This is a genomic window from Microcystis sp. LE19-8.1F (genome assembly GCF_027531715.1).
Taxonomy (GTDB): domain Bacteria; phylum Cyanobacteriota; class Cyanobacteriia; order Cyanobacteriales; family Microcystaceae; genus Microcystis; species Microcystis wesenbergii_A.
The window spans coordinates 1-25,538 of sequence record NZ_JAPZSO010000173.1; the positions used below are offsets into that span (position 1 = coordinate 1).

At 42.1% G+C, this 25,538-nt stretch carries 20 protein-coding genes, 1 tRNA gene and 3 pseudogenes; 14 read left to right on the top strand and 10 right to left on the bottom strand.

Annotated elements, in window-relative coordinates; genetic code table 11:
• Window positions 1-136: 136 nt before the first annotated feature.
• Window positions 137-1,090, bottom strand: a pseudogene (locus O9334_RS16610) (molecular chaperone DnaJ); the annotation flags it as partial.
• Window positions 1,091-1,478: 388 nt separating this feature from the next.
• Here O9334_RS16610 and O9334_RS16615 point away from each other — a divergent pair.
• The 5 genes from O9334_RS16615 to O9334_RS16635 all read left to right on the top strand — a co-directional run bounded on the left by O9334_RS16615 (window position 1,479) and on the right by O9334_RS16635 (window position 7,779).
• The gene (locus O9334_RS16615; RefSeq protein WP_288001288.1) at window positions 1,479-2,837 is read left to right on the top strand and encodes a CmpA/NrtA family ABC transporter substrate-binding protein; all 1,359 of its coding nucleotides are present in this window, start codon (window positions 1,479-1,481) and stop codon (window positions 2,835-2,837) included.
• 112 nt (window positions 2,838-2,949) lie between these two features.
• Entirely contained in the window at window positions 2,950-3,780 is an 831-nt protein-coding gene (gene ntrB, locus O9334_RS16620) for a nitrate ABC transporter permease (protein ID WP_288001309.1), read from the top strand.
• 69 nt (window positions 3,781-3,849) lie between these two features.
• Window positions 3,850-5,868: an ABC transporter ATP-binding/substrate-binding protein gene (locus tag O9334_RS16625; protein WP_288001291.1), complete on the top strand. Its 2,019-nt coding sequence runs from the start codon at window positions 3,850-3,852 to the stop codon at window positions 5,866-5,868.
• A 79-nt stretch (window positions 5,869-5,947) separates the two neighbouring features.
• Window positions 5,948-6,787, top strand: coding sequence for a nitrate ABC transporter ATP-binding protein (locus O9334_RS16630; RefSeq protein WP_045361277.1), 840 nt, complete (start codon window positions 5,948-5,950; stop codon window positions 6,785-6,787).
• Between the two features lie 518 nt (window positions 6,788-7,305).
• A complete protein-coding gene (locus O9334_RS16635; protein ID WP_002800917.1) occupies window positions 7,306-7,779 on the top strand; it encodes a phosphate-starvation-inducible PsiE family protein in 474 nt (157 codons plus the stop codon).
• 66 nt (window positions 7,780-7,845) lie between these two features.
• Here O9334_RS16635 and O9334_RS16640 read toward each other — a convergent pair.
• Window positions 7,846-7,995: pseudogene (locus tag O9334_RS16640) on the bottom strand (transposase family protein); the annotation flags it as partial.
• A gap of 146 nt (window positions 7,996-8,141) precedes the next feature.
• Here O9334_RS16640 and mtnB point away from each other — a divergent pair.
• Window positions 8,142-8,759 (top strand): methylthioribulose 1-phosphate dehydratase, encoded by a 618-nt coding sequence (mtnB, locus tag O9334_RS16645; RefSeq protein ID WP_045361246.1) that lies wholly within the window; start codon window positions 8,142-8,144, stop codon window positions 8,757-8,759.
• 48 nt (window positions 8,760-8,807) lie between these two features.
• Here mtnB and O9334_RS16650 read toward each other — a convergent pair.
• A tRNA-Cys gene (locus tag O9334_RS16650) sits at window positions 8,808-8,878 on the bottom strand.
• A 134-nt stretch (window positions 8,879-9,012) separates the two neighbouring features.
• Here O9334_RS16650 and O9334_RS16655 point away from each other — a divergent pair.
• Both O9334_RS16655 and O9334_RS16660 read left to right on the top strand, forming a co-directional pair.
• Window positions 9,013-9,348, top strand: a complete 336-nt coding sequence (locus O9334_RS16655) for a hypothetical protein (RefSeq protein ID WP_045361244.1) — start codon at window positions 9,013-9,015, stop codon at window positions 9,346-9,348.
• A gap of 830 nt (window positions 9,349-10,178) precedes the next feature.
• Window positions 10,179-12,824: an efflux RND transporter permease subunit gene (locus O9334_RS16660; protein WP_288001297.1), complete on the top strand. Its 2,646-nt coding sequence runs from the start codon at window positions 10,179-10,181 to the stop codon at window positions 12,822-12,824.
• A gap of 6 nt (window positions 12,825-12,830) precedes the next feature.
• On the opposite strand, the gene O9334_RS16665 is transcribed toward O9334_RS16660, so the two are convergent.
• The 5 genes from O9334_RS16665 to O9334_RS16685 form a co-directional block, all read right to left on the bottom strand.
• The gene (locus O9334_RS16665) at window positions 12,831-14,255 is read right to left on the bottom strand and encodes an FAD-binding domain-containing protein (protein WP_045361240.1); all 1,425 of its coding nucleotides are present in this window, start codon (window positions 14,253-14,255) and stop codon (window positions 12,831-12,833) included.
• Window positions 14,256-14,418: 163 nt separating this feature from the next.
• Complete coding sequence (locus O9334_RS16670) at window positions 14,419-15,111, bottom strand: Uma2 family endonuclease (RefSeq protein ID WP_190380195.1); 693 nt, start codon at window positions 15,109-15,111, stop codon at window positions 14,419-14,421.
• 130 nt (window positions 15,112-15,241) lie between these two features.
• Entirely contained in the window at window positions 15,242-15,928 is a 687-nt protein-coding gene (locus O9334_RS16675) for a ParB N-terminal domain-containing protein (RefSeq protein ID WP_288001302.1), read from the bottom strand.
• Window positions 15,929-17,278, bottom strand: a complete 1,350-nt coding sequence (locus tag O9334_RS16680; protein WP_045361236.1) for an AAA family ATPase — start codon at window positions 17,276-17,278, stop codon at window positions 15,929-15,931. It lies immediately after the preceding gene.
• Window positions 17,279-17,524: 246 nt separating this feature from the next.
• A complete protein-coding gene (locus tag O9334_RS16685; RefSeq protein WP_045361234.1) occupies window positions 17,525-18,466 on the bottom strand; it encodes a serine hydrolase in 942 nt (313 codons plus the stop codon).
• 110 nt (window positions 18,467-18,576) lie between these two features.
• Here O9334_RS16685 and O9334_RS16690 point away from each other — a divergent pair, with 110 nt between their 5' ends.
• From O9334_RS16690 to O9334_RS16715, 6 genes and pseudogenes are all read left to right on the top strand, one after another.
• Window positions 18,577-19,239, top strand: coding sequence for a 4'-phosphopantetheinyl transferase family protein (locus O9334_RS16690; protein WP_045361232.1), 663 nt, complete (start codon window positions 18,577-18,579; stop codon window positions 19,237-19,239).
• A 97-nt stretch (window positions 19,240-19,336) separates the two neighbouring features.
• Entirely contained in the window at window positions 19,337-20,470 is a 1,134-nt protein-coding gene (locus tag O9334_RS16695; protein ID WP_045361230.1) for a glycosyltransferase family 4 protein, read from the top strand.
• A gap of 55 nt (window positions 20,471-20,525) precedes the next feature.
• Complete coding sequence (gene clpS, locus O9334_RS16700; protein WP_002765336.1) at window positions 20,526-20,819, top strand: ATP-dependent Clp protease adapter ClpS; 294 nt, start codon at window positions 20,526-20,528, stop codon at window positions 20,817-20,819.
• A 2-nt stretch (window positions 20,820-20,821) separates the two neighbouring features.
• Window positions 20,822-21,106, top strand: coding sequence for a DUF2103 domain-containing protein (locus tag O9334_RS16705; RefSeq protein WP_002732155.1), 285 nt, complete (start codon window positions 20,822-20,824; stop codon window positions 21,104-21,106).
• A gap of 5 nt (window positions 21,107-21,111) precedes the next feature.
• Window positions 21,112-23,058 carry a pentapeptide repeat-containing protein gene (locus tag O9334_RS16710; protein ID WP_288001305.1) on the top strand — a complete coding sequence of 649 codons (1,947 nt, stop codon included), beginning with the start codon at window positions 21,112-21,114 and terminating at the stop codon, window positions 23,056-23,058.
• A 69-nt stretch (window positions 23,059-23,127) separates the two neighbouring features.
• Window positions 23,128-23,343 (top strand): annotated as a pseudogene (locus tag O9334_RS16715) (DUF2442 domain-containing protein); the annotation flags it as partial.
• Between the two features lie 107 nt (window positions 23,344-23,450).
• Here O9334_RS16715 and O9334_RS16720 read toward each other — a convergent pair.
• Both O9334_RS16720 and cysW read right to left on the bottom strand, forming a co-directional pair.
• Window positions 23,451-24,491: a sulfate/molybdate ABC transporter ATP-binding protein gene (locus O9334_RS16720; RefSeq protein WP_045361225.1), complete on the bottom strand. Its 1,041-nt coding sequence runs from the start codon at window positions 24,489-24,491 to the stop codon at window positions 23,451-23,453.
• Window positions 24,492-24,510: 19 nt separating this feature from the next.
• Entirely contained in the window at window positions 24,511-25,353 is an 843-nt protein-coding gene (cysW, locus tag O9334_RS16725) for a sulfate ABC transporter permease subunit CysW (RefSeq protein ID WP_045361224.1), read from the bottom strand.
• Between the last annotated feature and the right edge of the window lie 185 nt (window positions 25,354-25,538).

Sequence of the window (25,538 nt, forward strand, 5' to 3'; positions counted from 1 at the left end):
TTGAGTCGATGGATATTTTTTCGGAACTTGCCCTTTCTTTGATACGCCTCAAACCCCAGAAAAACCCTTATTTCTCCAAAGGGTTAACGGCTATGAGCCTTATCAAGCAAGCTCTTTAACCTTTCTGTCACCCCTTGAGGACAAAATTATAGACTTTTTCGGTGGATTGAACTTGTAATTTCATCTCCTCTAGCATTTGCTCAATCGGGTCGATGCCATCCTTCTCACGAGCGCGACTGGCCCTCACCATCTCGCCTTCCGGGGTATTTCGCACCGATCGCAGTTCTCTTTTCAGGTTCTCGTATTGCTTTTTGAGTAGTTCGTTATTGGTTTCAACCTTCTCGCACTGTCGTTTAAGGTCGCTTTCCGATGAGCCTTCAACCGCGAAAGAGTCCCCCATTTGATACTGTCGTTCGATTTCGAGCAGTTTGGCAATATCTCCCTCTTTATAGGCACGGTTGACTTCCTTCATGATCTCGTTGTGACGCATCCGAGTTTCGGGATCCGTAACCTTGTCGGGGTGAAAAATCTCGGCCATTCTCAGGAAAGTGCGGCGTATTTGTCTAGATTCGGGAGATTTAGGCGAGCTTTCAGGTGATATCTCTGTTCCATCATCGTTACGGCCGTAGGAGTCTCCCCCAGAGAAGAAATCCTGCGCGGATTGCTCCGATGATCCTTCCGGTCCTTCGTCTCCGAAAAGTTCGTCTAGTTCTTCATCTCCATCCTCAAATTTTGGGCTAATCACCCCCGTTAACTGAAGTGTCTCGTAAATTCCGAGAATGCTTTTCTTTGTCTGCTGCCCCATTTTTCTAGCAGTGAGGATTTCGTCAAAAAGGGCGTGTATTTCGCGGTCGAGGTCGGTAAGTTTTTCATAGAGGGGTTGCCCTCTCTGGAAAATCTCCGTCGCCAGGGAACGCATCTGGTCGAGGAATTTCTTTAGTTCGGTGCGTTTTCTGGCAATCTGCTTGAGAAGCCACTGATGCTCCTCCTCTAAAGCTTGGAGACGAAAATGTAGGGAAGAGAGAGCCAAGGAAGGGGAGGTGGGCGAATCAGAGGAGTTCGGTGATTTCGGCTTTTTAGATCTGGTCATTACTTTGGGGTGAAAGCATATTGTCCATTCTACCAAGCCGGAAGGAGCGGCATTCCTAAAACTCACCCTTGGCTCATTTTGTTGTTTCTCCCATCTCCCCATCACCCCATCACCCCAAGTCCACAGACAGGCTTAAGTGGCTAGAAGCTAGATATATCAATGGTCTTAATTAATTCTTATCAATCGAATTAAATTTTTGTAAATAAAATTCTCGATCGGATTAATTATTTTTTCCAAATTCCGCTAGACTTATTTAGTAAGTTCAATCGAGATTCAATATTCCATAGCTAAATTTCTATAGCACGGTCTAGAGGGAAAGTTTAGCTGGGGATTCCTTTACCCATAATTCAGCACACATATTTGCTTTAGCAAGCAGGTAGGAGATTCTATGTCAAATTTTTCGAGACGGAAATTTTTAACCACGGCGGCGGTTTCAGCAGCAGGGGCTGTTGTCCTCAAAGGTTGTGTGGGTAATCCCCCCGACACTACGGGTGGAACCACCACCACCGCGCCCGCTGCCCCGGTTGCTTCTCCCGTCGCCATCGCCCCGGAACAAGCTCCTGAAACCACCAAAATTAAATTAGGTTATATTCCTATCGTTGAGGCCGCACCCTTAATTATTGCCAAGGAAAAAGGCTTTTTCGCCAAACACGGGATGCCCGATGTGGAAGTCTCCAAACAAGCAAACTGGGGATCCGCTAGAGATAACGTCGAAATTGGCGCAGATGCGGGCGGAATTGACGGGGGACAGTGGCAAATGCCCATGCCTTACCTAATTTCCGAGGGACTAATCACCAAAAATAACGTTAAAGTCCCCATGTATGTGTTAGCGCAGTTAAACACCCAGGGTAACGGAATTGCGATCGCAGGTAAACACGAGGGCAAAAATATCGGTTTAGACCTGAAACCCGCCAAAGATTACATCCTCGCCATGAAAACGACGGGAACTCCCTTTAAAGCCGCCTATACCTTCCCGAAAGCTAACCAAGACTTCTGGATTCGTTACTGGTTAGCGGCTGGTGGTATTAACCCCGATACGGATATTAACCTAATTGCCGTACCCGCAGCCCAAACCGTGGCCAACATGAAAACGGGAACCATGGATGCGTTTAGTACCGGCGATCCTTGGCCGGCGCGCATTGTGGCCGATCAGATCGGTTTTATGTCAGCTTTAACCGCAGAAATCTGGCCCTATCACCCGGAAGAATACCTCGCTATCCGCGCCGATTGGGTGGATAAAAACCCGAAAGCCACCAAAGCGGTGTTAAAAGGAATTATGGAAGCGCAGCAATGGCTCGATCAAGAGGCAAATCGGGCAGAAGCGGCGGCAATTCTCGCTAAACCGGCTTATTTCAACCTCAAGGAAGAAATTATCGCCGGTCCCCTCAAAGGAATGCAGAAAATGGGTGACGGCAAACCGGAAATCACCGACAAAAATAAAGGAGTTTTCTACTGGAAAGATCCCGCCGGTAGCGTTTCCTATCCCTACAAGAGTCATGATCTCTGGTTTTTAACCGAAAGTGTTCGTTGGGGTTTCTTGCCGAAAGAAACTTTAACCACTGCCGCCGCATTAATCGACAAGGTTAACCGCGAGGATCTTTGGAAAGCGGCAGCCACAGAATTAGGGGTTCCCGCAGCTGATATTCCCACCAGTACCTCCCGCGGTGTCGAAAAATTCTTTGATGGCAAAACTTTTGATCCTGCCAATCCCCAAGCTTATCTCGATAGTTTGGCGATCAAAAAATAGCGAGCTTTTCTCGATAGGCTAGGGGCATAAAATATCTAGTCTATTAATCCCAAAAATGTTTTCTTCTCTCCCCAATCAAGTAACTTTATCTTCAACAAAGGAAAACGGCAAAATGGCAAGTAGCGTCAGCAGAACAAGTAAAGGTGGTTTCAACTTCGGTAAATTCTGGAAAAAACATTCCCAAGATATTCTTCCCCCGATTATCGGTACCTTGGGTTTTCTGATTGTTTGGCAATTAGTCTCGATGGTGGGATTAATCAAATTACCCCCCCCATCCGACCTAATCACCAATGAACGAACTCGTACTTATTTAATGTATCCTTTCTTTGATCGTGGGGGCATTGATAAGGGACTATTCTGGCAAACTTTAGCGAGTCTGCAACGGGTATTAATCGGTTATTTTTTTGCCGCAGTGGTGGGTATTGGCGTTGGGATTATGGTCGGTTTAAATTCTTTCTTAAATAAGGCCCTCGATCCCCTTTTCCAATTCCTAAGAACAGTTCCTCCTCTTGCTTGGGTTCCCCTATCTTTGGCCGCTTTACAACAAAACCAACCTGCAGCTTTATTCGTGATCTTTATTACCGCAGTTTGGCCGATTTTGATTAATACCACCGTCGGTGTCCAACAAATTCCCCAAGACTATATCAACGTTAAACAAGTCTTGCAATTGTCCAACAAAAAATTCTTCTTCAAGATATTAATTCCCTCGGCTCTTCCCTACATCTTCACTGGTTTGAGAATTGCGATCGGTTTAGCTTGGTTAGCGATTATTGCGGCGGAAATCGTTATGTCGGGTATCGTCGGTATCGGTTTCTTTATCTGGGATGCCTACCAAAATAACTACATCAGCGATATTATTCTCGCTCTGTTTTATATCGGTGGTGTGGGTTTATTACTCGATCGCTTTATGGCTTGGTTGCAAAATCAAATCGTTCGTCAATAGGGAATCGATGGGGAAAGTTTCCCCATTTTCCAATAACTGAAACTTGAGGAAATTTAAGGAGAAAAAAATATGAGTTTGTTTGTCGCTGTCGATAACATCGATAAAGTATTCCCCCTCAGTGGTGGCGGTGAATATGTGGCATTGAAAGGGATTGATTTACAGATCAAAAAAGGGGAATTTATCTCCCTCATCGGTCACTCCGGTTGCGGAAAATCCACCCTCTTAAACATGATTGCTGGTTTAGATTTGCCCACGGAAGGGGTGGTGACTTTGCAAGGTCAAAGCATTAAAAAACCGGGGCCTGATCGCATGGTAGTCTTCCAAAACTATTCCCTTTTGCCCTGGTTAACCGTCAAAGAAAATATCACTCTGGCCGTCGATCAAGTTCTCACCCAACTATCAGAAGACGAAAGAAAAGCTGAAGTCGAAAAATATATCGATCTGGTCAATCTTCGTCATGCAGTGGATAAACGTCCCAACGAATTATCGGGGGGGATGAAACAACGGGTAGCGATCGCTCGCGCCCTAGCCATCCGTCCGAAAGTCCTCCTTTTAGATGAACCCTTTGGGGCGTTAGATGCCCTGACTAGAGGTAATCTACAGGAACAGTTAATGCAGCTGTGCGAAGAATACGAAATGACCTCGGTAATGGTGACGCACGATGTGGATGAAGCGGTGCTATTATCCGATCGCATCGTCATGCTCACCAATGGCCCCGGCTCAAAAATTGGCGGTATTTTGGAAGTGGATATCCCCCGTCCCCGCAAACGCATGGAAGTGGTGGAACACCCCAGTTACTACAGTCTCCGGAGTGAAATTATCTATTTCCTCAACCAACAAAAACGGATCAAAAAACTACGCGCTCGCAAAGTCGAAGTGATTGCCCGTCACGGTTTAGAAAAAGTCAATCTAGAGATCGGTTTTGTTCCCCTCACCGCTTGCGCGCCCCTAGCAGTGGCCAAAGAAAAGGGATTCTTCACTAAACATGGTCTAGATGAGGTGAATTTAGTCCGGGAAACCAGTTGGCGAGGCGTTGTGGACGGGATCGCGGGGGGATTCCTCGACGGGGCGCAAATGCCTTCAGGAATGCCCACCTGGTTAACCGTCGGTGGTTATCAGGAGCAACCTTTGCCGATTGTCAGCGCCCTGACGATGACTCGTAACGGTAACGGTGTCACCCTCGCTAAACGCTTCTATGACGAGGGAGTGATTGACGGTAACGCCTTAAAACAGATGCTATTGGAATCGAAGGAGCAGCGCCATATTTTTGGCATGGTTCACCCCTCCTCGATGCACAATTTGCTCCTGCGTTACTGGTTAGCGGCCTCTGGTATTGACCCCGATAAAGACGTTCACCTCGAAACTATTCCCCCGGCCCAAATGGTAGCCGACCTGAAAACCGGTAGTATTGACGGTTATTGTGTCGGTGAACCCTGGAATCTAAGGGCCGCCATGGAAGGTATCGGTTACACCGTCGCCACCGACTTAGAAATCTGGCAGGGCCACCCGGGTAAGGCCCTGGGAGTCCGGGAAGATTGGGCTAATAAATACCCTAATACCCATGTCGCTTTAGTCAAAGCACTGCTGGAAGGTTGTCGCTACTGTGCCGAGGAAGGGAATCAGGAAGAAATTCGTCAAATCCTCGCCAGTCGTCAGTATCTTAGTACCAATATCGATTATATCCAACTGGGTGATCCCAACTCCTATGCGTGCAGTCTCGATCAACCGATGAAAGAATATGCACACCATCTGTTCTATGGAGAAGGGGTAAATCGTCCCAGTCGTACCGAACACCTCTGGATGATGACCCAAATGGCGCGCTGGGGCCACATTCCTTTCCCCCGTAACTGGGTAGAAATTCTCGAACGCGTCTGTCGGGTGGGTGTCTTTAGTACCGCGGCCCGGGAATTGGGTCTAGGGGATATTAAATATCGTCGCACACCGATCCTTTTATTCGATGGTATCGAGTTTGATGCCGAGGATCCGATCGGTTATCTCAATAGTTTAGAGATCAAACAAAACGTCACCATGGCCGAAGTGGCTATTGATGCTCGTCCTAGTGCCAGTGAATCTCGCAAAATTGCCTAAAAATCGACTAAGGGGATAATTCCTAGCCAATTATCCCCGGCCATTGCCCCTATTAACTAATTTCCCCCAAAGACTAATCATGTACACCACCACCGACACCGTTAACCGAGCAACCCAGGCCCCCACTAAAGAAGCTTTTGTCACCATTGAAGGAGTTTCTAAGGTTTATCCCACTCCTAGAGGCCCCTACACTGTCCTCAAGGACGTTAATCTCAGCATCAATGAAGGTGAATTTATCTGTGTGATCGGTCACTCCGGTTGCGGTAAATCCACCCTATTAAATATGGTGTCGGGTTTTTCTTCTCCCACCGATGGCATCGTTAAAGTTAACGGTAAGAAAATTACTAAACCCGGGCCCGATCGCATGGTAGTGTTTCAAAACTATGCTTTATTGCCTTGGTTAAGTGTTTTTGAAAATGTCTATCTGGCGGTAGATGCGGTGTCTCCCAATGCTCCGGAAGCACAAAAACGCTCGATCGTGCGGGAACATTTAGCTATGGTGGGTTTAACGGAAGCTATGGATAAAACCCCTCCCCAAATCTCCGGGGGGATGAAACAACGGGTTTCGATCGCTCGCGCTCTTTCTATCCGTCCGGAAGTGTTGATTCTTGATGAACCTTTCGGCGCGTTGGATGCGATTACCAAAGAGGAATTACAGGAAGAATTGCTGAAAATCTGGCAAGATAAACGCTGTACGGTGTTGATGATTACCCACGATATCGATGAGGCCCTTTTCCTCGCTGATAAGCTGGTAATGATGACCAATGGACCGGAAGCGAAAATCGGCGAAGTGATGAATATTCATTTCCCCCGTCCCCGCGATCGGGAGAGAATTATGGAGGACCCTGAATATTATCGTCTGCGTAACTATGCCCTCGACTTCCTCTATAATCGTTTCGCTCACGATGATGTCAGCTAGATGTGAGCATTTGTATTAGTTTGGGGTGCGGTTGACTTAATAGCGATCGCACCTAGATTTTTTTCTAGGGAAGCCTTCTTCAAGTAAAATTATTTCTAAGTAGGTAGATTTTAAAAATTGTCAGACACCCCCCTTATTAAGGGTGGCAGGGGGGATCAGCACCCCCCTTATCAAGGGTGGCAGGGGGGATCCCCCCGCCTATCGGCACCCCCCTTATCAAGGGTGGCAGGGGGGATCCCCCCGCCTATCGGCACCCCCCTTATCAAGGGGGGATTAAGGGGGGATCGAAGGCAAAATTAAGATACACCCAATTATTTCGAGAGTTCTAAGTAAGTAGATGTTAAAAATTGTCAGATACCCCCCTTATTAAGGGGGGATCAGCACCCCCTTAATAAGGGGGCAGGGGGGATCGGCACCCCCCTTAATAAGGGGGCAGGGGGGATCGGCTTACTTGTTAGCTAAATAGAACAATTAGCAATAAAATACAATAATAATTTTTACTTTTTACTTAATTGATCATGCTCAAACAGATACGGAAACTACTTATCAATTTTGGTCAACAATGGCGCGATGAAGATTTCATGAGGTCGATTCATCTCATTGAAAACATAGTTTCTAAGGTTTTATCCGTAGCCTTAATTGTTGTTATTATTGTTTCTCTTTATGATTTAGTAGTTATCCTAATCAAAGACCTATTTACTACGGAACCCGTCGGTTTTTTTAGTAAAACTTTAATTGAAATATTCGGATTATTTCTCAATATTTTGATCGCTTTAGAGTTATTAGAAAACGTCACTGCTTACTTAAGAAAACACATCGTACAGGTTGAATTAGTAGTAGTTACTGCCCTGATTGCCATCTCTCGAAAAATTATTATTTTCGATCCCAATAAATACAGTAAAGATGATTTAATTGCCCTCACCGTGGGAACCTTAGCTTTAGCGGCAAGTTATTGGTTAATCAGAAAAGTTAATCGCGATAATCGCTCTTGAAATAAGTAGTTGCGACATGATTGACACCAATAATTGCCGGTTGGATTTTGGTCAAATTGGCAGAATTTTAGCAAAATCACCTAGCTCTCTATAGTCTGAGTATCCTTGCATAGTTCCTAATATTATTATTAGCAAAACTAGCCATAAAGGATGTCTTTTCCGTTTATTTTTCCGAGAGTCCTTGACTTATTTAAGTTTTTCTATTAAGCTAAACATATCTTTAAAATATTAACGGTCACTCTCTATTTTACCTGATAGTGATTGCTTTTGACTTTCTGACCGTATTATGAAACAACCCTAACCTTAAAGGGGGGTGAGGATGTCATAATAGTCAGTCCCTATCTACCATATCTCTAAAAACCATGAGCGATCCTCGTCTATCTCTAGTGGCAGCTGCCCGAAGATTTTATCAACTGGGTTGGATGCTTGGTACTGCGGGTAATTTATCCGCTAAAGTTGATGACCATAGTTTTTGGATTACTGCCAGTGGCAAAAGTAAAGGTAAACTCACAGAACAGGATTTTGTGCGAGTGGATCTGACGGGAAAAGTCAGAGAATTAGCTCATCGGGATAATCGTCCTTCGGCAGAAACTAGCATTCATCGGGTGATTTATTGCCTCTTTCCCCAAGCACAAGCTTGTTATCATGTCCACTCGGTGGAAGCGAATTTAGTTTGCCGTTTTGCTCGCGAGGACAAGTTATCGTTACCTCCCTTAGAAATGTTGAAAGGTTTAGGTATTTGGGTAGAAAATCCTCAAGTATTTATGCCAGTTTTTGCTAACTATCTCGATGTGCCGAAAATTGCCGCAGAAATAGAAAGTAGATTGTCAACTTTCCCCCCAGAAATTCCCGCTTTACTGATTTCTTACCATGGCGTGACGGTGTGGGGTGAGTCTCTAGAAACTACCGAGAATTATTTAGAGATAGTCGAGTATATTTTTCGCTATCTAGTGGCAGCCTATCAAGTAAAACCTTGTTAAATTTTCATTTAGACAAGGCAATCAGGAAAAGATTGCCGATATTTTTCAAGGCGCCACCCAGATTCGAACTGGGGGTAAAGGTTTTGCAGACCTCTGCCTTACCACTTGGCGATGGCGCCGATCAATAGACCTTTATCCTAACATAACAGTTGACAGTTTGCCAAGAGTGGAACCCAAGAGTCAAGCACTCAATCTATAATTTAGGCAGCCCTTCTCTAATCTAGTGGAGGATTTCAGGCTTAAAAAAGCGATTATGATGATAAATCAAAGGTATTTACTAACTTTTATCGGTTTATTAGCTTTATGCTTTCCAGTAAAGGCTAATAATGCCGTTTACCTTAGCCAAAGTTCTAATACTGCCACGACTTTCGACAGTTATCGTCAAGAATGTTTACAAAGAGCGCGCGGGGAAGGATTAGCTGCTGATGTGGCAAAAGACCTATGCGACTGCACGATTAAAAAATTCCAAGCTCGTTACAATCTACAGCAATTCCGCGCCCTCGTGCAGAAGTCGAAAACCGATAAAGCTGCCGCTAGGACTTTATCCAGTGTGGGAGAAGCTTGTTTTGATGAGATTTTGTATGAATAGCAGGGAAGGGAGCAGTTAAGTAGGTAGGTGTTAAAAGTTGTCAGACACCCCCCTTATCATAGGGCTGATTCAAGGTAGGGTTGATTCATGAATCAACCCTACCCTTATCAAGGGGGGATCGAGCCTAAAATCCATTTTCAATTTAATTATAAACAGCTACTTAAGTAGTCGTGCAAAATAAATTTCCTAGTTAAGAAAGGCACTCATGCAAAAGGCACTCATGCAAGAGGTGGTTAGATATGTGTAATTAATTTTGCTTAGGTACTTATCAGTAATCAGCTTTTTTTCTCCCTTCTCCCCTCTCCCTTCTCCCCAATTCATAATTCATAATTACCCGCTCATATATCATACTTTATGCTTTTTGTCAAAAAAACTTTTTTTTTGCAATAAAACTACATAAAAAAAAGATCATCGTTGTGGGTGAAATTGACTGATTTACCCGTCTTAATTAGGATCACCTTCTAGGTGTGGCAAGGTTTTCAACCATTGCTGCCCAAAAAAGCACAGAATAAGCCACTATGAAATTCTATCAAATCGCTGTTACCATGATAACGTCGTTGTTAAATAAAAATCTTTCTCAATTAATTCTTAAGAATTTATAAATATTGCGGAATATTAATTTAAATATTCTCAAGTTTTTACAGTCAATAAATAATTTTTGCTTATCTTTGTCGAAAAATAGAACTCCTGCAAAAATCCAACATCTACCATGGGGTTAGGAGTCAGTTATCAGTTATCAGTTATCAGTTATCAGTTATCAGTTCACTGAGAAAACACCCCACACCCTACACCCCGCACCCCACACCCCATACCCCACTTATTCAACAAACATGAAAGAATCATGGCGAGAACGTCTGAATATCTCTCGAATAGCGATTAATGCCCCGAGGTTAACCATTGCTTTCTGGTTAGCGGTGGCCGTGGCGGGAATTTTGGCTTTTAGTTCCTTAAAATACGCGCTTTTCCCAGATATCAGCTTTCCAGTCGTCATAATTAACGCTCAAGCGGATTTAGCTACTGCTATCACCACGGAACAGCAATTAACTAAACCCCTAGAAAATCCTCTTTTCTCTCTCCCCGGTCGTCGTGATATTTCTTCGACTACTGCCCCCGGACAGTCAGTAATCAGCGTTTTCTTTAAAATTGGCACAAATTTAGACAAGGCCACCGCAGCAGTTAAACAGGCTATCTCGCAAGTCCCTTTACCCCCTCAAGCTACCACAGAAGTTATCCCCGTTGATTTAAATGAGTCGGCAACAGTTACATATACGCTGGTGAGTGAGCAGAAAAATCTAGAAGAATTAAGCCAAATCGCCCAAGATAATTTAATTCCGCCCTTAAAAGCTCTCCCAGGTACGGCTAAAGTTAATTTACTCGGTCAAGGTACAGTTAGGGAAGATAATCCCCATAAAAGCTTAACCCGACCATTACCCACGCTGGTACGCTTTAATGGCCAAGAAGCAATCGCAGTGCAGGTAATCAAAAAAGGTGCCGCCAATAGTCTCGATCTGGCCGCGGTCGCAGAAAAACTGGTTAAAGACATAGCACAAAAACTGCCCGATGTCAAGATAATTTTAGCTGAAACCCAAGCGGAATATATTCGCGCTGCCCTACAAGGCACGATCGATGATTTACTTTTGGCAGTTTTGCTGTCGGTGCTGGTGATCTTGATATTTTTAGGCAGTTTCGCCGCTACAATCATTTCTGCTCTGGTTATCCCCCTATCTCTTTTGGGGACTTTCATTATCATGGCCATCTATGGGTTTAATCTGGAAACCCTGACGCTGCTGGCCCTGGCTTTGGTGATTGGCATTGTCGTGGATGATGCGATCGTTGATGTGGAGAATATTTCCCGTTTAATCGACGCGGGGGAAACCCCGAAAAATGCGGCACTCAAGGGGACAAGGGAGATCGGATTAGCTGTCACCGCCTCCACTTTAACCATTGTTGCCGTGTTCATACCCGTGGCTTTTATGGGGGGTGCGGTGGGGCAGTTTTTCCAACCCTTCGGTTTAACTGTCTCGGCTGCGGTGATTTTTTCCCTGTTGGTCGCCCGAACTTTATCGCCAGTTTTGGCAGTATATTGGCTGAAACCGCAGTCACGGGCAAAAATGACGAAACAAAAGCGACCGATTGAAAACGCCTATCGACGGCTCTTAAACTGGTCATTGCGTCATCGTTTGCTGGTCATTGCTATTGCCCTAATTACCTTTTTGGCGGGTATTGCCCTGATTCCTTTTATTTCTAGGGGATTTATTCCCCGACTCGATCGCGGCGAGTTTAATCTGGTTTATACTTCTCCTTTGCCGAAAATAACGCAAATTAGCCCTAATAAACCGACCGCTAAGAGTTCTACTGATAGTTTCGCTTGGATTTCCCAGTTAGCTAGTTCTCCCGAAAGTTTTCTTTTGCGTCGCACTATCCGCGATGGCAGCAAATTAGAAGCGCCGATTTTGCAGGATGGGGAAGTGGAATCGACTTTTATGATCGCCGGTTTACGCGGTGAGCCGAATCGGGGCAAAATTCACGTTACACTGAAGGGCGATCGTAAATCTCACACCAGTGCCGTGCAGCAACGGATTCGGCAAATTTTACCGCCAATTAGAGGGGTGAATGTCAGTATCGAGGACATTCCTTTTGTGCAAACGGAAGCGGAAAAGCCGATCCAAATTGCGATTAAAAGCGATAATTTGCAGCTATTGCGCGATAGTGCCGAGAAATTGCGGGTTGAGGCTGCTAAAATCGCCGGTTTGAAGGATATTTCCCTATCATCTAGATTAAATGAGCGGGGGGATTTTTTGGCGATCGAGCGTTTAAATGGTCAACAGGCGATTTTTCTCAGTGCTAATCTCAGTCCGGATTTAGGATTAGAAGATGCGGCGATTAAAATTGAAGGGATTCCTTTACCGGAAGGGATAACTTTACAGCGTTGGGGTACTTCTTCTCAAAGTAGCGATGTTTTGGGCAGTTTTGGTCGCACTTTAATCCTAGCGACAATTTTAATGTTAGGAGTTTTATGGCTATTATTCAGAAGACTGCTAGAAACTATCGTCATCGCTTTATGTTTACCTTTAGCGATTGTGGGGGCAATGTTGGGGTTATTGGTAACGGGTAGTGAGTTTAGTATGATTTCTCTGATCGGGTTTATCTTCCTCTTGGGATTACTCGATAAAAACGCTGTGTTATTGCTGGATTATACTAACCAATTGCGTCAACAGGGTTGGAGTCGGGAGGAAGCGGTTTTAGAAACGGGAATGATTAGGTTAAGACCGATTTTAATGACCACCTGTTCGACAATTTTAGGTATGATTCCGATCGCTTTGGGATTGGGTACTGGTGCGGAATTGCGGCAACCCATGGCGATGGTGATTGTGGGAGGTTTAGTCACTTCTTCCCTGTTGAGTTTAATTGTTGTGCCTGTGTTATATCTAAGTTTAGAGGATGTTTGGAACCAGATTAAAGCCGGTCAAAAGTAGCTAGTTTTATTGTTTTGGCTTCTGATTACTATAGAGTCGTTTGAATTCTTTTTGTTGTTGATTATGATCGACAATTGGCTCAGGATAACCACAACGATGTCTTTCTAAACGGGGGATTTTCCCGGTTACTAGATATTCCGTATCTACGGAAGCTAATTCCGGCAACCACTGACGAATATATTCCCCTTCCGGATCGAATTTTTGTGTCTGACTAGCGGGATTAAAAATTCTTAAAGGTTTCGGATCCATGCCACTAGAGGCACTCCACTGCCAACCACCATTATTAGCGGCTAAATCGCCATCAAAAAGTTTCTGCATGAAGTATTTTTCGCCTTTTTGCCAGTTAATAATTAAATCTTTGGTTAAAAAACTCGCCACGATCATGCGACAACGATTGTGCATCCATCCCGTTTCATTTAATTGTCGCATGGCCGCGTCAACGATCGCATAGCCGGTTTTTCCCTGGCACCAAGCTTGAAAATGTTCTTCGTTATCCTGCCAAGGAAAATGACGAAATTCTTTTCTATAAGCACCGACCGCCAATTCTGGGAAAAAATAGAGACAATGCTGGTAAAATTCCCGCCAAGCTAACTCTTGCTGCCAAGTGATAATACTATCTTTTGCTTCCTGGGCGCGGCAATTTTCTAATAACTCTAGGGTTGCCGTCCAAATTGTGCGAATGCCAATCGCCCCAAATTTTAAAGCAGCACTCAAGCGCGAGGTCCCATCGAAAGCGGGGAAGTTACGATCTTCTTGATAATTGTTAATAACCCCTTGACAAAATTCTTCTAATCTGCTATGGGCGGCCTTTTCTCCGGGGGTGAGGGGTAAGGGGTTTTGCCAAGTAAAACCTAAATTTTCTAGGGTTGGTAAGTTAATAGTTTCTGTGAGTTTCTCCCCCTCATTTTCGTCTAATCCTTGCAGGTTTTCTAGGGTTTTGGGGCTGGCTTTGGCTAATTGGCTCCAATTTTTCCAAAAAGGAGTATATACGGTGTAGGGACTTTTTGAGAGGGTGAGGACTTGCCCTGGAGCGTGGAGAAGTTGATCCCAGAAGGTTTCTACTTCAATTCCTTTTGTTTGTAAAGCGGCGATTACCTGTTGATCCCGTTGACGCGCGTAGGGTTCGATATCGAGGTTAAAAAAAACTGCTTTTGCCGATAAATTGCTGGCTAAGTTGACGAGTGCTTGACTGGGGTTGCCGCGAATAATCAGTAATTGACTACCTTTTTGGCGATAATTTTTTTCTAATTCCTCTAGACAACCGAGGAGATAGGCAACTCTAGCTGGGGCGATATCATCCCCTTCTAAAATAGCAGGATCGAGGCAGAAAACCCCGATAATTTTCGGACTGCGCTCCCTAGCTTTACTCAGTCCAATATTATCCGAGAGACGTAAATCGCGACGATGCCAGAAAAGGATTAGATTTGACATAAAGTAAGGTGATGAGTGGTCACTGAGCTTGTCGAAGTGAAGATTATCAGGGGCGAGATTATTGGGGTAAAAGGGGGAGACAGTTAAGAACAAATTCAAGTCAAAAATACTCTTTCTATAATTCTAGGACAGTGGATCAAGAATAATTGTCTAATTTTACAATCTAGCTGTAATTGGCAGTTAATTTCTTGACAAAATCTCGATGTTCTGCTGTTTCTAACCCCCGCTGCAAAATCAATAAAACTTTTCCTAAGTCGCCCATTAATAAAGCGTTTTTATCTAGCCATAAACCGGGGAAGATTTGGGAGCGCATTATGCCCTCACTATCGGGTTCTAGTTTAATATATTCTCCTGCCTGTAGCCGAAACCAATCAATTTCTTGTTCATAAAACCGCCAGACTAGGTATTCTTGGACTTGATTGCGACGGTAAACATTTAATTTTTGATGAACATCGTAGGAAGCACTAGAAGCCGCAATTTCGACAATTAATTCCGGCGCGCCTTCTACATAGTCATCTTGACTAATTGTTGATTGTCCTCCCTTGTCAATTCTTAATAGGGCATCCGGTTGGGGTTCGTTATCAATATCTAATCTCACGGTGGCATTATCACCCAATCTAACACCGGGGGTCGCCGCTTTATAGAGAGCTAACCATCCGATAATATTAGCATGAGGCTCGGCGTGACTTTCAAATCTGAGGGGAGATGCCATATAAACAATTCCTTCAATTAATTCCGCTTTTTTGAGATGGGGCATCCCTTGATAACGTCGTTCAAATTCCCATCGAGTTAATTTATCGCCGTTTTCTAGGGGAGGAATTGTTAAAGAAGCAGCAATTACTGGGGTAGTTGTCATAAGTTTTCTCTTTTCACCCGTCTTCTAGTTAATCTTTGCCCGCTATCGGATCAGGCTTTTTTACTGATCTTCCATTATTATAACATCCATCGGTAGGGTGTGTTAAAGTAGCTCAACACACCCACAAAAATCAATTAGAAGTCAGCAAATAATCGATAAGTTTAATTAATCTTTTCTCTTTAACTCCTGACACTGGGCGATTTAGGACATCTTCCAAAGAATCAAAGGGCTTTTCTGAACGTTTTTTCAGAAAGTCATTAACAGATGCAGGTGGAATTCCCCCTTTTTTAAGTTGATTAGCATCACAGGTATTCAAAAGCTCTAAAATCGACTTAGAAGGAGGAGGAGGAGGATAAATAATAATTTTTTCTTCCAGTCTTTTGATTTCTTTTTGGTACTCCTCTCGGATTGCTTGTAACTGGGTTTCTAATCGTTTTTCAAGATTACTCATCCTCAATTCTAGAGGATTATCTATTTTTTGGGGCCTGGTAATTAACCCAGGAGAAGGGGATAATAACTGTATTTGCTGTAAAGCAATATTCTCCGCTTCTTTATCAACTACAAAAGCGTTAATCATCTCGATGTCAGGAACTTTCTGATTGGCGATAACAGAAGCATAATATTCTAAATCTCCACTGATAATATTATAACGTTCATCAACTTTTTTATTATCAGCTTTTTTGAGAATAGCAGGGCGAATAAGTCCACCCATTTCAATAATAAGATTGGCTAAATTTTCCAATTCAGTTTCAGAGAAGGTTTCTCTGGGAAGAGAAGGATTAATATCAGTAATATCGACTCGTAAAAATTTACACATTTATTTAACTCCTATTTTAGCTAAAACTTCTAGTGCTAAGGCTTCAAATTCTGCTGCTGATACTCCCGCATCGCCTTTATGTTCAGCATAATCCATTATAGATTGGGGAGCAGGAATTTCTAAATCTCCCACGGTAACGTATTGATTTATACAGCGAGATAAAGGCATTCTTTCCGAGATAGTTGATTCCATCAAGGGTAAATTATATTTGTCTGGAATCACTTGTTTTTGTTTGGGAAAATTATATCTTAAGTATTGAGCATGGGTGGAAATTTTGGAAGGTAAAACGCCTAAAATTTGTAAGGTTGGTTTACCCAAATCTCCACGACTTTCATTGATTTCCTCTTGAACAAAGTTTTTAACGCTATCTAATCCTTGATTAGAAAATGGTTTAAGATCAGAAGGAATTATCAGATAATCAGCTGCAATTAAAGCAATGCGTGCATATAAATCAAGTGCGGGAGGTGCATCAATAATTACAATATCGTATTGATCCTTTACTTTCTCTAATTTTCTGGCCAATCTAGCAAATACCGCCGCATTATCTTTAATTTTAGCTTGGTTAGCAATTAAAGATATGTGAGAGGGAATAACATCAATTTCTGGATGATTGAATCCTTGAGACTTTCTGACGATATTCTCAATAAAAATGCGGTTACTGTTATCTAGCAAATGAAAAACATTTTTATCTTTTAAATCATCGTCATCATCGAATTGAAACTTAATTAAACCAACGGCAAAAGTACTATTAGCTTGAGCATCAATATCAATCAATAATACTCGCTTGCCTTTTTTACTCAAAGCTGCCGCTAGATTGGTAGCGACGGTGGTTTTACCAACACCACCTTTATGATGATAAATTGCGATGGTTTTCATGGGATTTTTGTTGTTGATTGTTGGAGAATTGAGCGGTGGAATACCCAGGAATAAAGTTTCGTAGCCAATCAGAGATTTTAACTGTTCTAAGTGAGCGGCAATTTCTAACCCAGAACATCTAAAAACTAAATAAATTTTATCGGGTTTTCTTTGATAAAGTTGAATCTCATCACCGTTGGTTAATAATCCCCACTGCACTTTAAAGTAGTTGAGATAATAACCTAAGCGGTGACGATGATTGATGAGCTTTTCTCTGGGGTTTTTAGCCTCGACAATTAGACAGTGAGAGGATAAAAACTGCTTTTTGTTGATAGGTTTTTGAGCGGAAACAAGGAAATCTAAACGTACTTTACCGAAGCTAACTTGTTGATACCAATGTTCGGCATTGTAGCCTAGTTTTGGGAGTAAATACTGAACAATTAATTTACTCTCCACTTCCCTTTCGTTATGACAATGGTGAGGGTTGAAAGTCACACATTTGAGGAAATACTTAAGAACAACTTATTGTTAGTTTAAATGATGACGGCCTTTCCCGTCAAGGTGAAGCACAGACTAAATCCTTACTTAATCAAGTATTTCAGCTGCAATAAAGAACCCCATCTATCCGAGAAAAGCTGTATATTGAGATGCACATCAGTAAATTTACGGATTTATGGCAGTAGGATGTTTATCTAGCACTTTTGGCAATGGCAGAGAAAACCATCCTACTTACAGCTTCAATTAATTAAACTGCATGATTTTCTCGGCTACTTTCTGGGAAATAAAAGGTAAAATTGAGCGGTTTTGACTGTTATCTTTTCCCTCGGTAAATACCACCAAGAGATAGGGAGTATGATGGGGAATTTCAATATAGGCTGCATCGTGACGCACTTGACTTGTCCAACCAGCTTTTGACCAAATTTGACTACTTTCTGGTAATCCTTGTCCCAAAAATCCTAAAATTTGTGTCTCATCTCCTTGACTTGTCCAATCAGCAGGATTAAGACTTCGTTTTAGTAAAGACATCATCATCTGGGAACGTTGGGAAGAAACCGCAATCCCCCCGATAATAGTATGAATTAAACGCGCCACTGCATTGCTAGTTAACATATTGCGATTCTCCATTAATTCCCCTAAAAAAGCGCGTTCACGTCCATAGGGACCATCAGACCAAGTTTTTTGATTAACGTTAATTGTCGCTAATTCTGGCCAATTTAGGGATTGAAAATAACGATTAACTATGTTGCGTTGTTGCTTCCAAGTTTCAAAGGGACTGGCGGCAATTTCTGGACCGCTAGTGGTTCCCGTGACCAGATCTACAACTAAACTGGTAGCATCATTACTAGAGTCAACAATCATGTCACGAATGGCGCGATTTAATTCGGTGTTTTCGGGAATCATTCCCCCTTCTAACCACTCATGAATTGCTACTAGATAAAATAATTTCACTAAACTAGCGGGATAGGTTCTTTCTTGTCCGCGATAGCTAAATCCGCGGGGGGAATATTTCCAGAATTCTTCGTGAGAAATTGCTCCCCCCGTGTTGACGATAACGGGAGGATCATATACTATCCAAGTTAGGGCAATTTGTTCTTGAGCTAATTGGGGAAATTCTCGCCAAGTTGTTTCTAAAATATCTGTACCGAACTGTTGGAGGTGGTCTTCAGTATGAAAAAAGTTCATAGGTGTGCTGCAAAGTCAAGAGTTAGAAGGTGGATAAATTCTTGAGTCGGCAATTCTCATTTTACGGTAAAATTTACCGATAATTAATTATTTGAGTGCTTCTGAGTTTAATGTTTATATCTACCGATGAGGTTCATCTCTATTTTATCAGTCTTGATCCCTCTGGGGATAGACTAGAAAAACTGGCTTCTTTGCTCTCGGAAGATGAAATAATTAGAGCTAATCGTTACCATTTTCCCGAACACAAGCGGCGTTTTTTGGTGGCGAGGGGGTGTTTACGCGAGATTTTAGGGTCATATTTGGCGATAAGTCCCGAAAAAATCGAGTTTATCTACAGTGAACGGGGAAAACCGAGTATTAACTACCAATTACAGTTTAATCTCTCCCATTCCGAAGATATGGCCATCTGTGGCTTGACTTTAACCGCTCGCATCGGGGTAGATTTAGAGAAAATGCGCCAGATGAAAGATTTAAATAGCTTGACAAAAAGGTTTTTTTGTGCTAGGGAACACGAGCTTGTTGAAAAGTCCGCAGAGAAGGAAAAGCTATTTTTTCAGTTATGGACGGCAAAAGAGGCTTATTTAAAGGCACTGGGAACGGGAATTAGCGGGGGACTCGATCGAGTGGAAGTGGGCCTCAATCCCTTAAAATTAGACAATGTGGCGGGGGAATGGCAATTATGGACAGCGGCAATCGGCGATAATTATCGAGCGACGGTGGTTATCGAAGGTAGCGATCGAGTGATTAAAACCTTTGGCCTTTCTGATCTATGATTAATTGGGGAGTTAATTGCCTTGAGAAATTCAGTAATTATTCCTAGCTATCTCAAAAAAAGCTTGTCCTTAATTATTACTTAACCTTGTTTTCTCTATGCGAATTGCTCTTTTTACAGAAACTTTCTTGCCGAAAATCGATGGAATTGTCACCCGTCTTAAACATACCGTGGAACACCTACAAAGATTAGGTCATCAGGTATTAGTTTTCTCTCCCGATGGCGGTTTAAAGGAGTACAAAGGTGCTAAAATTCATGGAGTTACAGGGATTCCCTTACCCCTATATCCGGAATTAAAAATGGCTTTCCCCCGGCCTTCAGTCGGTCAAGCTTTAGAGAGGTTTAAACCTGATATTATTCATGTGGTTAACCCGGCTGTTTTAGGGGTGGGAGGCATTTATTTTGCCAAAACTATGAACATTCCCCTCGTCGCTTCCTATCATACCCATCTCCCCCAATACCTACAACACTATGGATTAGGTTCCCTAGAAGGATTACTCTGGGAATTATTAAAATTGGCCCACAATCAAGCAAGTTTAAATCTCTGCACTTCCACTGCTATGGTGCAAGAATTATCTAGTCGTGGCATTGAAAAGGTAGAGCTTTGGCAAAGGGGAGTCGATACGGAATTATTTCAACCTCATTTAAAATCCCCGGCTATGAGACTGAAATTATCCCAAAATAACCCCGATAGTCCTCTCTTATTATACGTTGGTCGAGTGTCGGCCGAAAAAGAAATCGATCGCATTAAACCAGTATTAGAAGCGATTCCCGAAGCAAGATTTGCCATTGTGGGAGATGGTCCCCATCGGGAAGCTTTAACAAGTCATTTTGCTGACACAAATACCCATTTTGTCGGTTATTTACAGGGGTTAGAATTAGCCTCCGCTTTTGCTTCCGCAGATGCTTTTCTTTTTCCCTCACGCACAGAAACCCTCGGTTTGGTACTCTTAGAATCCATGGCTGCCGGTTGTCCGGTAGTGGCAGCAAATTCGGGGGGAATTCCTGATATTGTCACCGATGGAGTTAATGGTCATCTCTTCGATCCTAGGGATGAAAAAGGTTTAATTAGTGCCACCCAAAGATTACTAACCGCCAAGGCAGAAAGAGAGGAATTACGACGAAATGCGCGCCTAGAAGCGGAAAAATGGGCATGGCAAGCGGCCACAAAACAATTATTAAATTACTATCACCGGGTTTTGAATAATAATACTGTGGCTTTTGCCGCTTAATTGTTGTCAAAATGCTCGAATTTAACCGCAAAAACCTTGACCTATTATAACTTCTATGGCCAGCGCACCCAGTACCACCTTAGATAAGTCCACCCAAGTGGTCAAAAAGACTTATCCCAACTATAAAGTTATTGTTCTCAACGATGACTTTAACACCTTCGATCATGTGGCCAATTGTTTAATTAAATATATCCCGGATATGACCACCGATCGAGCTTGGGAATTAACTAATCAAGTTCACTACCAAGGACAGGCAATTGTCTGGACAGGTCCCCAAGAACAAGCGGAACTGTATCACCAACAATTGCGACGGGAAGGATTAACCATGGCTCCCCTAGAGGCCGCATAATTATGAATAATGGTCGCTTAGTTTGGAATCATTCTACTCATATTCCGGGGTTGATTGCGGTATTAGAAAAGTTAATTACCTATCAAGGAATCACCACTGTCACCCCGGGGGTACTTTCTCGCTCAAAAGGTCATTGTCCGCGGTTACAATTGCGGATATCAGTGCCGATTCGTGGTGGTTTTAAGCTGATTGCGAGGACAGGAAAAAGTGTTCAGGAGGTCTTTGTTATTACCGATTTAAACCAAGAGGATTTAGAAATGGCTATCCAAGCTTGTTTAGGAAAATAACTGTCGTGGGTGCGTTGTTGAAAGGCTGCTGGTTACTAATCATTGTTTTTCTGTTTTTCTCTGTACATTCTCTCCCTAGTTTGGCAGTAATGGATAGAGTTCCTTTAACAGTAACTTTATTGCAGGAACGTTTAAGCGCACCCGTCCTTAAAGAAGGGATGACTACCATCGATTTAGCCAATTTGGTTATCGATATCCGCGATGAAAATAAAGAACTGCAAGAACAATTTTATCAACAGATTCAAGGTCAAATTAATCGCGCTAAACAACCCCTAGGTTTAGATTTTAGTAATTCCTTAATTCAAGGCAATTTTATCGCTTCCCGTCTGGGTTTACCGACTCCTTTAACAAAAGTGGCTCTCGCTACCTTATTATCACCCACGGAAGAACAGTTATTACAACAGGACGAAAATTTTTTATTCGATAGCGATGAACCGGTTTTTAATGTCACAGTATTTCGCGGACCTGTGAAGTTGCAGGGAACCGTATTTATGGGAGAAGTGGACTTTTCTAAGACTTTTTTTCTGCAAATTGTCGAAGCAATGGCAGCAAAATTTAGTCGTGAAAGTAATTGGTTAGAATCTCGTTTTGCTAGGGTAGCGAAATTTACCAAAGCCACTTTTATGGGAGATGTAAATTTTAGTCAAAGTCAATTTTTAAATAAAGCTATCTTTCGCACGGCCCATTTTAAAAGTATTACTAACTTCCATCGCAGTCATTTTACTGCCGAAGCTTATTTTGATAAAACCAAATACGATAAACCCGCAGATTTTACCCGTACTTTCTGGGAAAAAGAAGCCAATTTTTCCCAAAGTCAATGGCGAGATCGTCCGCTATTTTCTAAGAGTAGATTTTTAAGTTTATTAACCTTTAAAAATGCCACTTTTGAGAAATCGGGTGCTTTCCGGTCTAGTTATTTTAATGGTGTGGTTAGTTTTCAAGATGTGAAACTTTTAGATCAGGTAGATTTTAGTAATTCCACTTTTACTAAAAATAGTTATTTGAGTGTATCAGGATTAGCTTTTGATTCCGATAAAGCGAAAATACTGGGAGATAGAGGAGTAATTGGTCAAGCAATTTATTTACCAACCTTAGCAGGAAATGAAACAGTTTTAAGAAATTTAGTTCGTAATTTTCGCTCCCTAGAACAAATTGCCGATGCTAATCAAATTGAATACAAAACCGAAAAATTGCGAGTTCAACAGTTAAAACAAAAGCTAAATAATATCTCAATTATTCGCCTAATTAACCTCACTTGGTTAGCTGATTTTCTGCATACTTCTTTCCTTGCTTTACTATTACTCTTAAGTCAAGATGGTACAAATTTTAGTTTAGTTTTCGGTACAGGAATCATAATTTTTGCCTATTTTGGCTGTTTATTTTGGTTAATTGATCGCGTGCGTCGTCTGACTCCTAAACCAGTAATTCCTAATCGTTATGAAATCCTTTGTATGGTAACTAGCTATATTATTCTCACCCTTTCAGGTGTGTTTAATATCCTGCAATCTGCCAGCCGTCCTCTACTAACTTTAACAGCTATTGCCCTAATTCTTGTCCCCTTACCCCTAATTTTAATTATCGAACTTTATCGTCGGGGACGCTATCACGATTTAATGGATAGTTCCTATTTCCTACAAGATGGTAGTATGCGACAATTACGCTTATTAATCACCCGTTTACCCGTAGTTCCCGAATTTCCCCTCTTTCGCGATCGTTATACTCCCATTCCTTGGCAAAAGCGTTGGAATTGGTTAAATTATTATGATTTAAGTCTCAATAATTTGCTAAAAATAGGCTTTAATGATTGGCGAGTTCGCGATCAAGAATTACCCGCTATCATTTCTTTTTTAGTTTGGTATCAATGGGGTATCGGCATCTTTTATATCACTCTCCTTATCTGGACCCTCTCGCGCACAATTCCGGGATTAAATCTCTTGATTTATTTAAAATAAACTGTAAAAATTTAAATACAAATGAACTTATAAACCCTTGGACAAAATACTTCTCAAGCTGAAGTAACTCATATTTCTTCCCCTGGAATATGGATTCTTGCAAACAATGAAGAAATGTTTCTTTCTTATCAAGATTTTCCTTGGTTTCAAGATGTCCCTATTAGACAAATTTTAAATATACAAGAGCCTTTTCCTAATCATTTTTATTGGCCAGATTTAGATGTAGATTTAAGCACAGATAGCAAACCTTTTGACTTAGTGTCAGCAGAAGTCCCTAGCTTTTAGCGATGGGATGAATGCTGACACTAAGTTAAAATACACCAACAGCCGCCTAACCCCCGCATAAATTATACTTCATCTTTATGAGAAATGCTGTAATAAACCTAAAGTTTTTAAATTGAATAATCGATAAATTTCTCACTTTTATTGTCAAAATCAGTGAGTAAGGTCGCTTTTCTTGGTTTTAAATTTACCGTTTGTTCTGGTTGTAACTGTAATTGCTTGTACTCCTCACGATTGAGATAAGCCACCACCATTTCCCCATCGGCTAACATTAATTCTACTTGTATTTCCCAGCCTAAATGAATAACTCTTTTTACCACTGCCCAACTATTCAATCCATCTTGACTGGGCATAATTTCGAGGTCGTGGGGACGGATAAAAACGGTAGAATTATGACCCTGATGATGCCCATTTCCTAATCCCGCTAGATTAGGTAAGATATTCACTTCCCCAATAAATTGCATCACAAAAGGTGTGGCTGGATGATCGTAAATTTCGGCGGGAGAACCCACCTGTTCAATTTTACCATGATTCATCACGACAATCGTATCGGCTACTTCCATTGCTTCCTCTTGATCGTGGGTAACAAAAACACTGGTAACGTGAACTTCTTCGTGTAAATTTCTCAGCCATACCCTTAATTCTTTTCTAACTTTTGCATCTAAAGCCCCAAAGGGTTCATCTAATAATAATACATTCGGTTGAATGGCTAAAGCGCGGGCTAAAGCTACTCTTTGCCGTTGTCCTCCTGATAATTGGGCGGGATAGCGATCGCCTAATCCTTGTAATTGAATTAATTCTAATAATTCCTCAACTCTTTTCTTAATTACTGGCGATTTTTGCTGGCGAATTTCTAGACCAAAAGCAATATTTTGACGAACAGTTAAATGTTTAAATAGGGCATAATGTTGAAAAACAAAGCCGATATTTCTCCGTCTAGGATCCACATGGGTAGTATCTTGTCCGTTAATAATAATCGCGCCATTGTCGGGACTTTCTAATCCCGCAATTGAACGTAATAAGGTTGATTTTCCCGATCCCGATGGTCCGAGGAGGGCGACTAATTTGCCTTCAGGAATGGTTAAATTGATATTATCTAAGGCTTGAAAATTGCCGAAACGTTTGGAAACTTGGTGGATGGTAATACTCATATTTTTAGGTTAATTGTAGTTATGTAGTATGAATTTTGTGGGCGGTTTTACGTTCGAGAATTTCTTTGATAATTAAAGTAACTCCCGCTAGTAAGGCGAGAATAGCCGCCGCACTAAAAGCGGCAGGAGTGAGATAATTTTTATAGGCCTGTTCTACGAAAATTGGCAGGGTGGCAGTTCTCCCTAAAATACTGCCAGAAACCACAGAAACCGCCCCAAATTCTCCCATCGCCCGGGCATTAGTTAACAGCACTCCGTACATCAATCCCCAACGAATATTGGGTAAAGTTATGCGCCAGAAAATCTGCCAATCACTTGCCCCTAAAGTGCGCCCTGCTTCCTCTTGTTCCAAACCAATTTCTTCTAAGACTGGGATAACTTCTCTAGCGACAAAAGGCATAGTAACAAATATAGTTGCTAATACCATTCCGGGTAAAGCAAAAAGTATTTTTATATCGAAAAATTCTAAGAAAGGACCTAACCAACCATTGCGCCCATAGAGCAGTACAATCATTAAACCCGCTACCACGGGAGAAACGGCAAAAGGCAAGTCAATTAAACTAATTAATAAAGTTTTGCCACGAAATTGATTGCGAGCAATTACCCAGGCTGCACAAAGTCCAAAAATTGTGTTTAAAGGTACAGTAATTAGGGCAATAATTACTGTTAATTTCACGGCTTCGATAAAGTCAGAAGTTCCTGCCGCTTCTAAAAAAGCTTGGAATCCATTGCGAAAAGCATAGTAAAATACTGCCGCTGCTGGAATAAATAATAACAGTGCCAGATAAACAAGGGCGATGATAATTAGTAGGGGTTTGTAATCCCACTCTTTCGGTTTAGTTGATTTTTTTAGACTCAGCATTTTTGATCTGTCTCCAGTCATACTCTAATATTTTTTACTCTTTACCTCAAGGGGTGACAAAGGGGTTCAAAGGTAATCAAGATAAAGACTCTAGCCAAATGAACCCAAAAGAAATAGAGTGGTTGAGACAACCACCCAAAATTTCAATATGTTACCATCATTCTATCAGGCCTGTTTACAAGCCA

Coding starts and splice junctions, on each gene's coding strand:
- ntrB (WP_288001309.1), top strand. CDS start 2,950: ATGGCAAGTAGCGTCAGCAGAACAAGTAAAGGTGGTTTCAACTTCGGT.
- cysW (WP_045361224.1), bottom strand. CDS start 25,353: ATGCTGAGTCTAAAAAAATCAACTAAACCGAAAGAGTGGGATTACAAA.
- O9334_RS16685 (WP_045361234.1), bottom strand. CDS start 18,466: ATGAACTTTTTTCATACTGAAGACCACCTCCAACAGTTCGGTACAGAT.
- O9334_RS16705 (WP_002732155.1), top strand. CDS start 20,822: ATGAATAATGGTCGCTTAGTTTGGAATCATTCTACTCATATTCCGGGG.
- O9334_RS16630 (WP_045361277.1), top strand. CDS start 5,948: ATGTACACCACCACCGACACCGTTAACCGAGCAACCCAGGCCCCCACT.
- O9334_RS16615 (WP_288001288.1), top strand. CDS start 1,479: ATGTCAAATTTTTCGAGACGGAAATTTTTAACCACGGCGGCGGTTTCA.
- O9334_RS16665 (WP_045361240.1), bottom strand. CDS start 14,255: ATGTCAAATCTAATCCTTTTCTGGCATCGTCGCGATTTACGTCTCTCG.
- clpS (WP_002765336.1), top strand. CDS start 20,526: ATGGCCAGCGCACCCAGTACCACCTTAGATAAGTCCACCCAAGTGGTC.
- O9334_RS16655 (WP_045361244.1), top strand. CDS start 9,013: ATGATGATAAATCAAAGGTATTTACTAACTTTTATCGGTTTATTAGCT.
- mtnB (WP_045361246.1), top strand. CDS start 8,142: ATGAGCGATCCTCGTCTATCTCTAGTGGCAGCTGCCCGAAGATTTTAT.
- O9334_RS16670 (WP_190380195.1), bottom strand. CDS start 15,111: ATGACAACTACCCCAGTAATTGCTGCTTCTTTAACAATTCCTCCCCTA.
- O9334_RS16690 (WP_045361232.1), top strand. CDS start 18,577: ATGTTTATATCTACCGATGAGGTTCATCTCTATTTTATCAGTCTTGAT.
- O9334_RS16635 (WP_002800917.1), top strand. CDS start 7,306: ATGCTCAAACAGATACGGAAACTACTTATCAATTTTGGTCAACAATGG.
- O9334_RS16625 (WP_288001291.1), top strand. CDS start 3,850: ATGAGTTTGTTTGTCGCTGTCGATAACATCGATAAAGTATTCCCCCTC.
- O9334_RS16660 (WP_288001297.1), top strand. CDS start 10,179: ATGAAAGAATCATGGCGAGAACGTCTGAATATCTCTCGAATAGCGATT.
- O9334_RS16720 (WP_045361225.1), bottom strand. CDS start 24,491: ATGAGTATTACCATCCACCAAGTTTCCAAACGTTTCGGCAATTTTCAA.
- O9334_RS16695 (WP_045361230.1), top strand. CDS start 19,337: ATGCGAATTGCTCTTTTTACAGAAACTTTCTTGCCGAAAATCGATGGA.
- O9334_RS16675 (WP_288001302.1), bottom strand. CDS start 15,928: ATGTGTAAATTTTTACGAGTCGATATTACTGATATTAATCCTTCTCTT.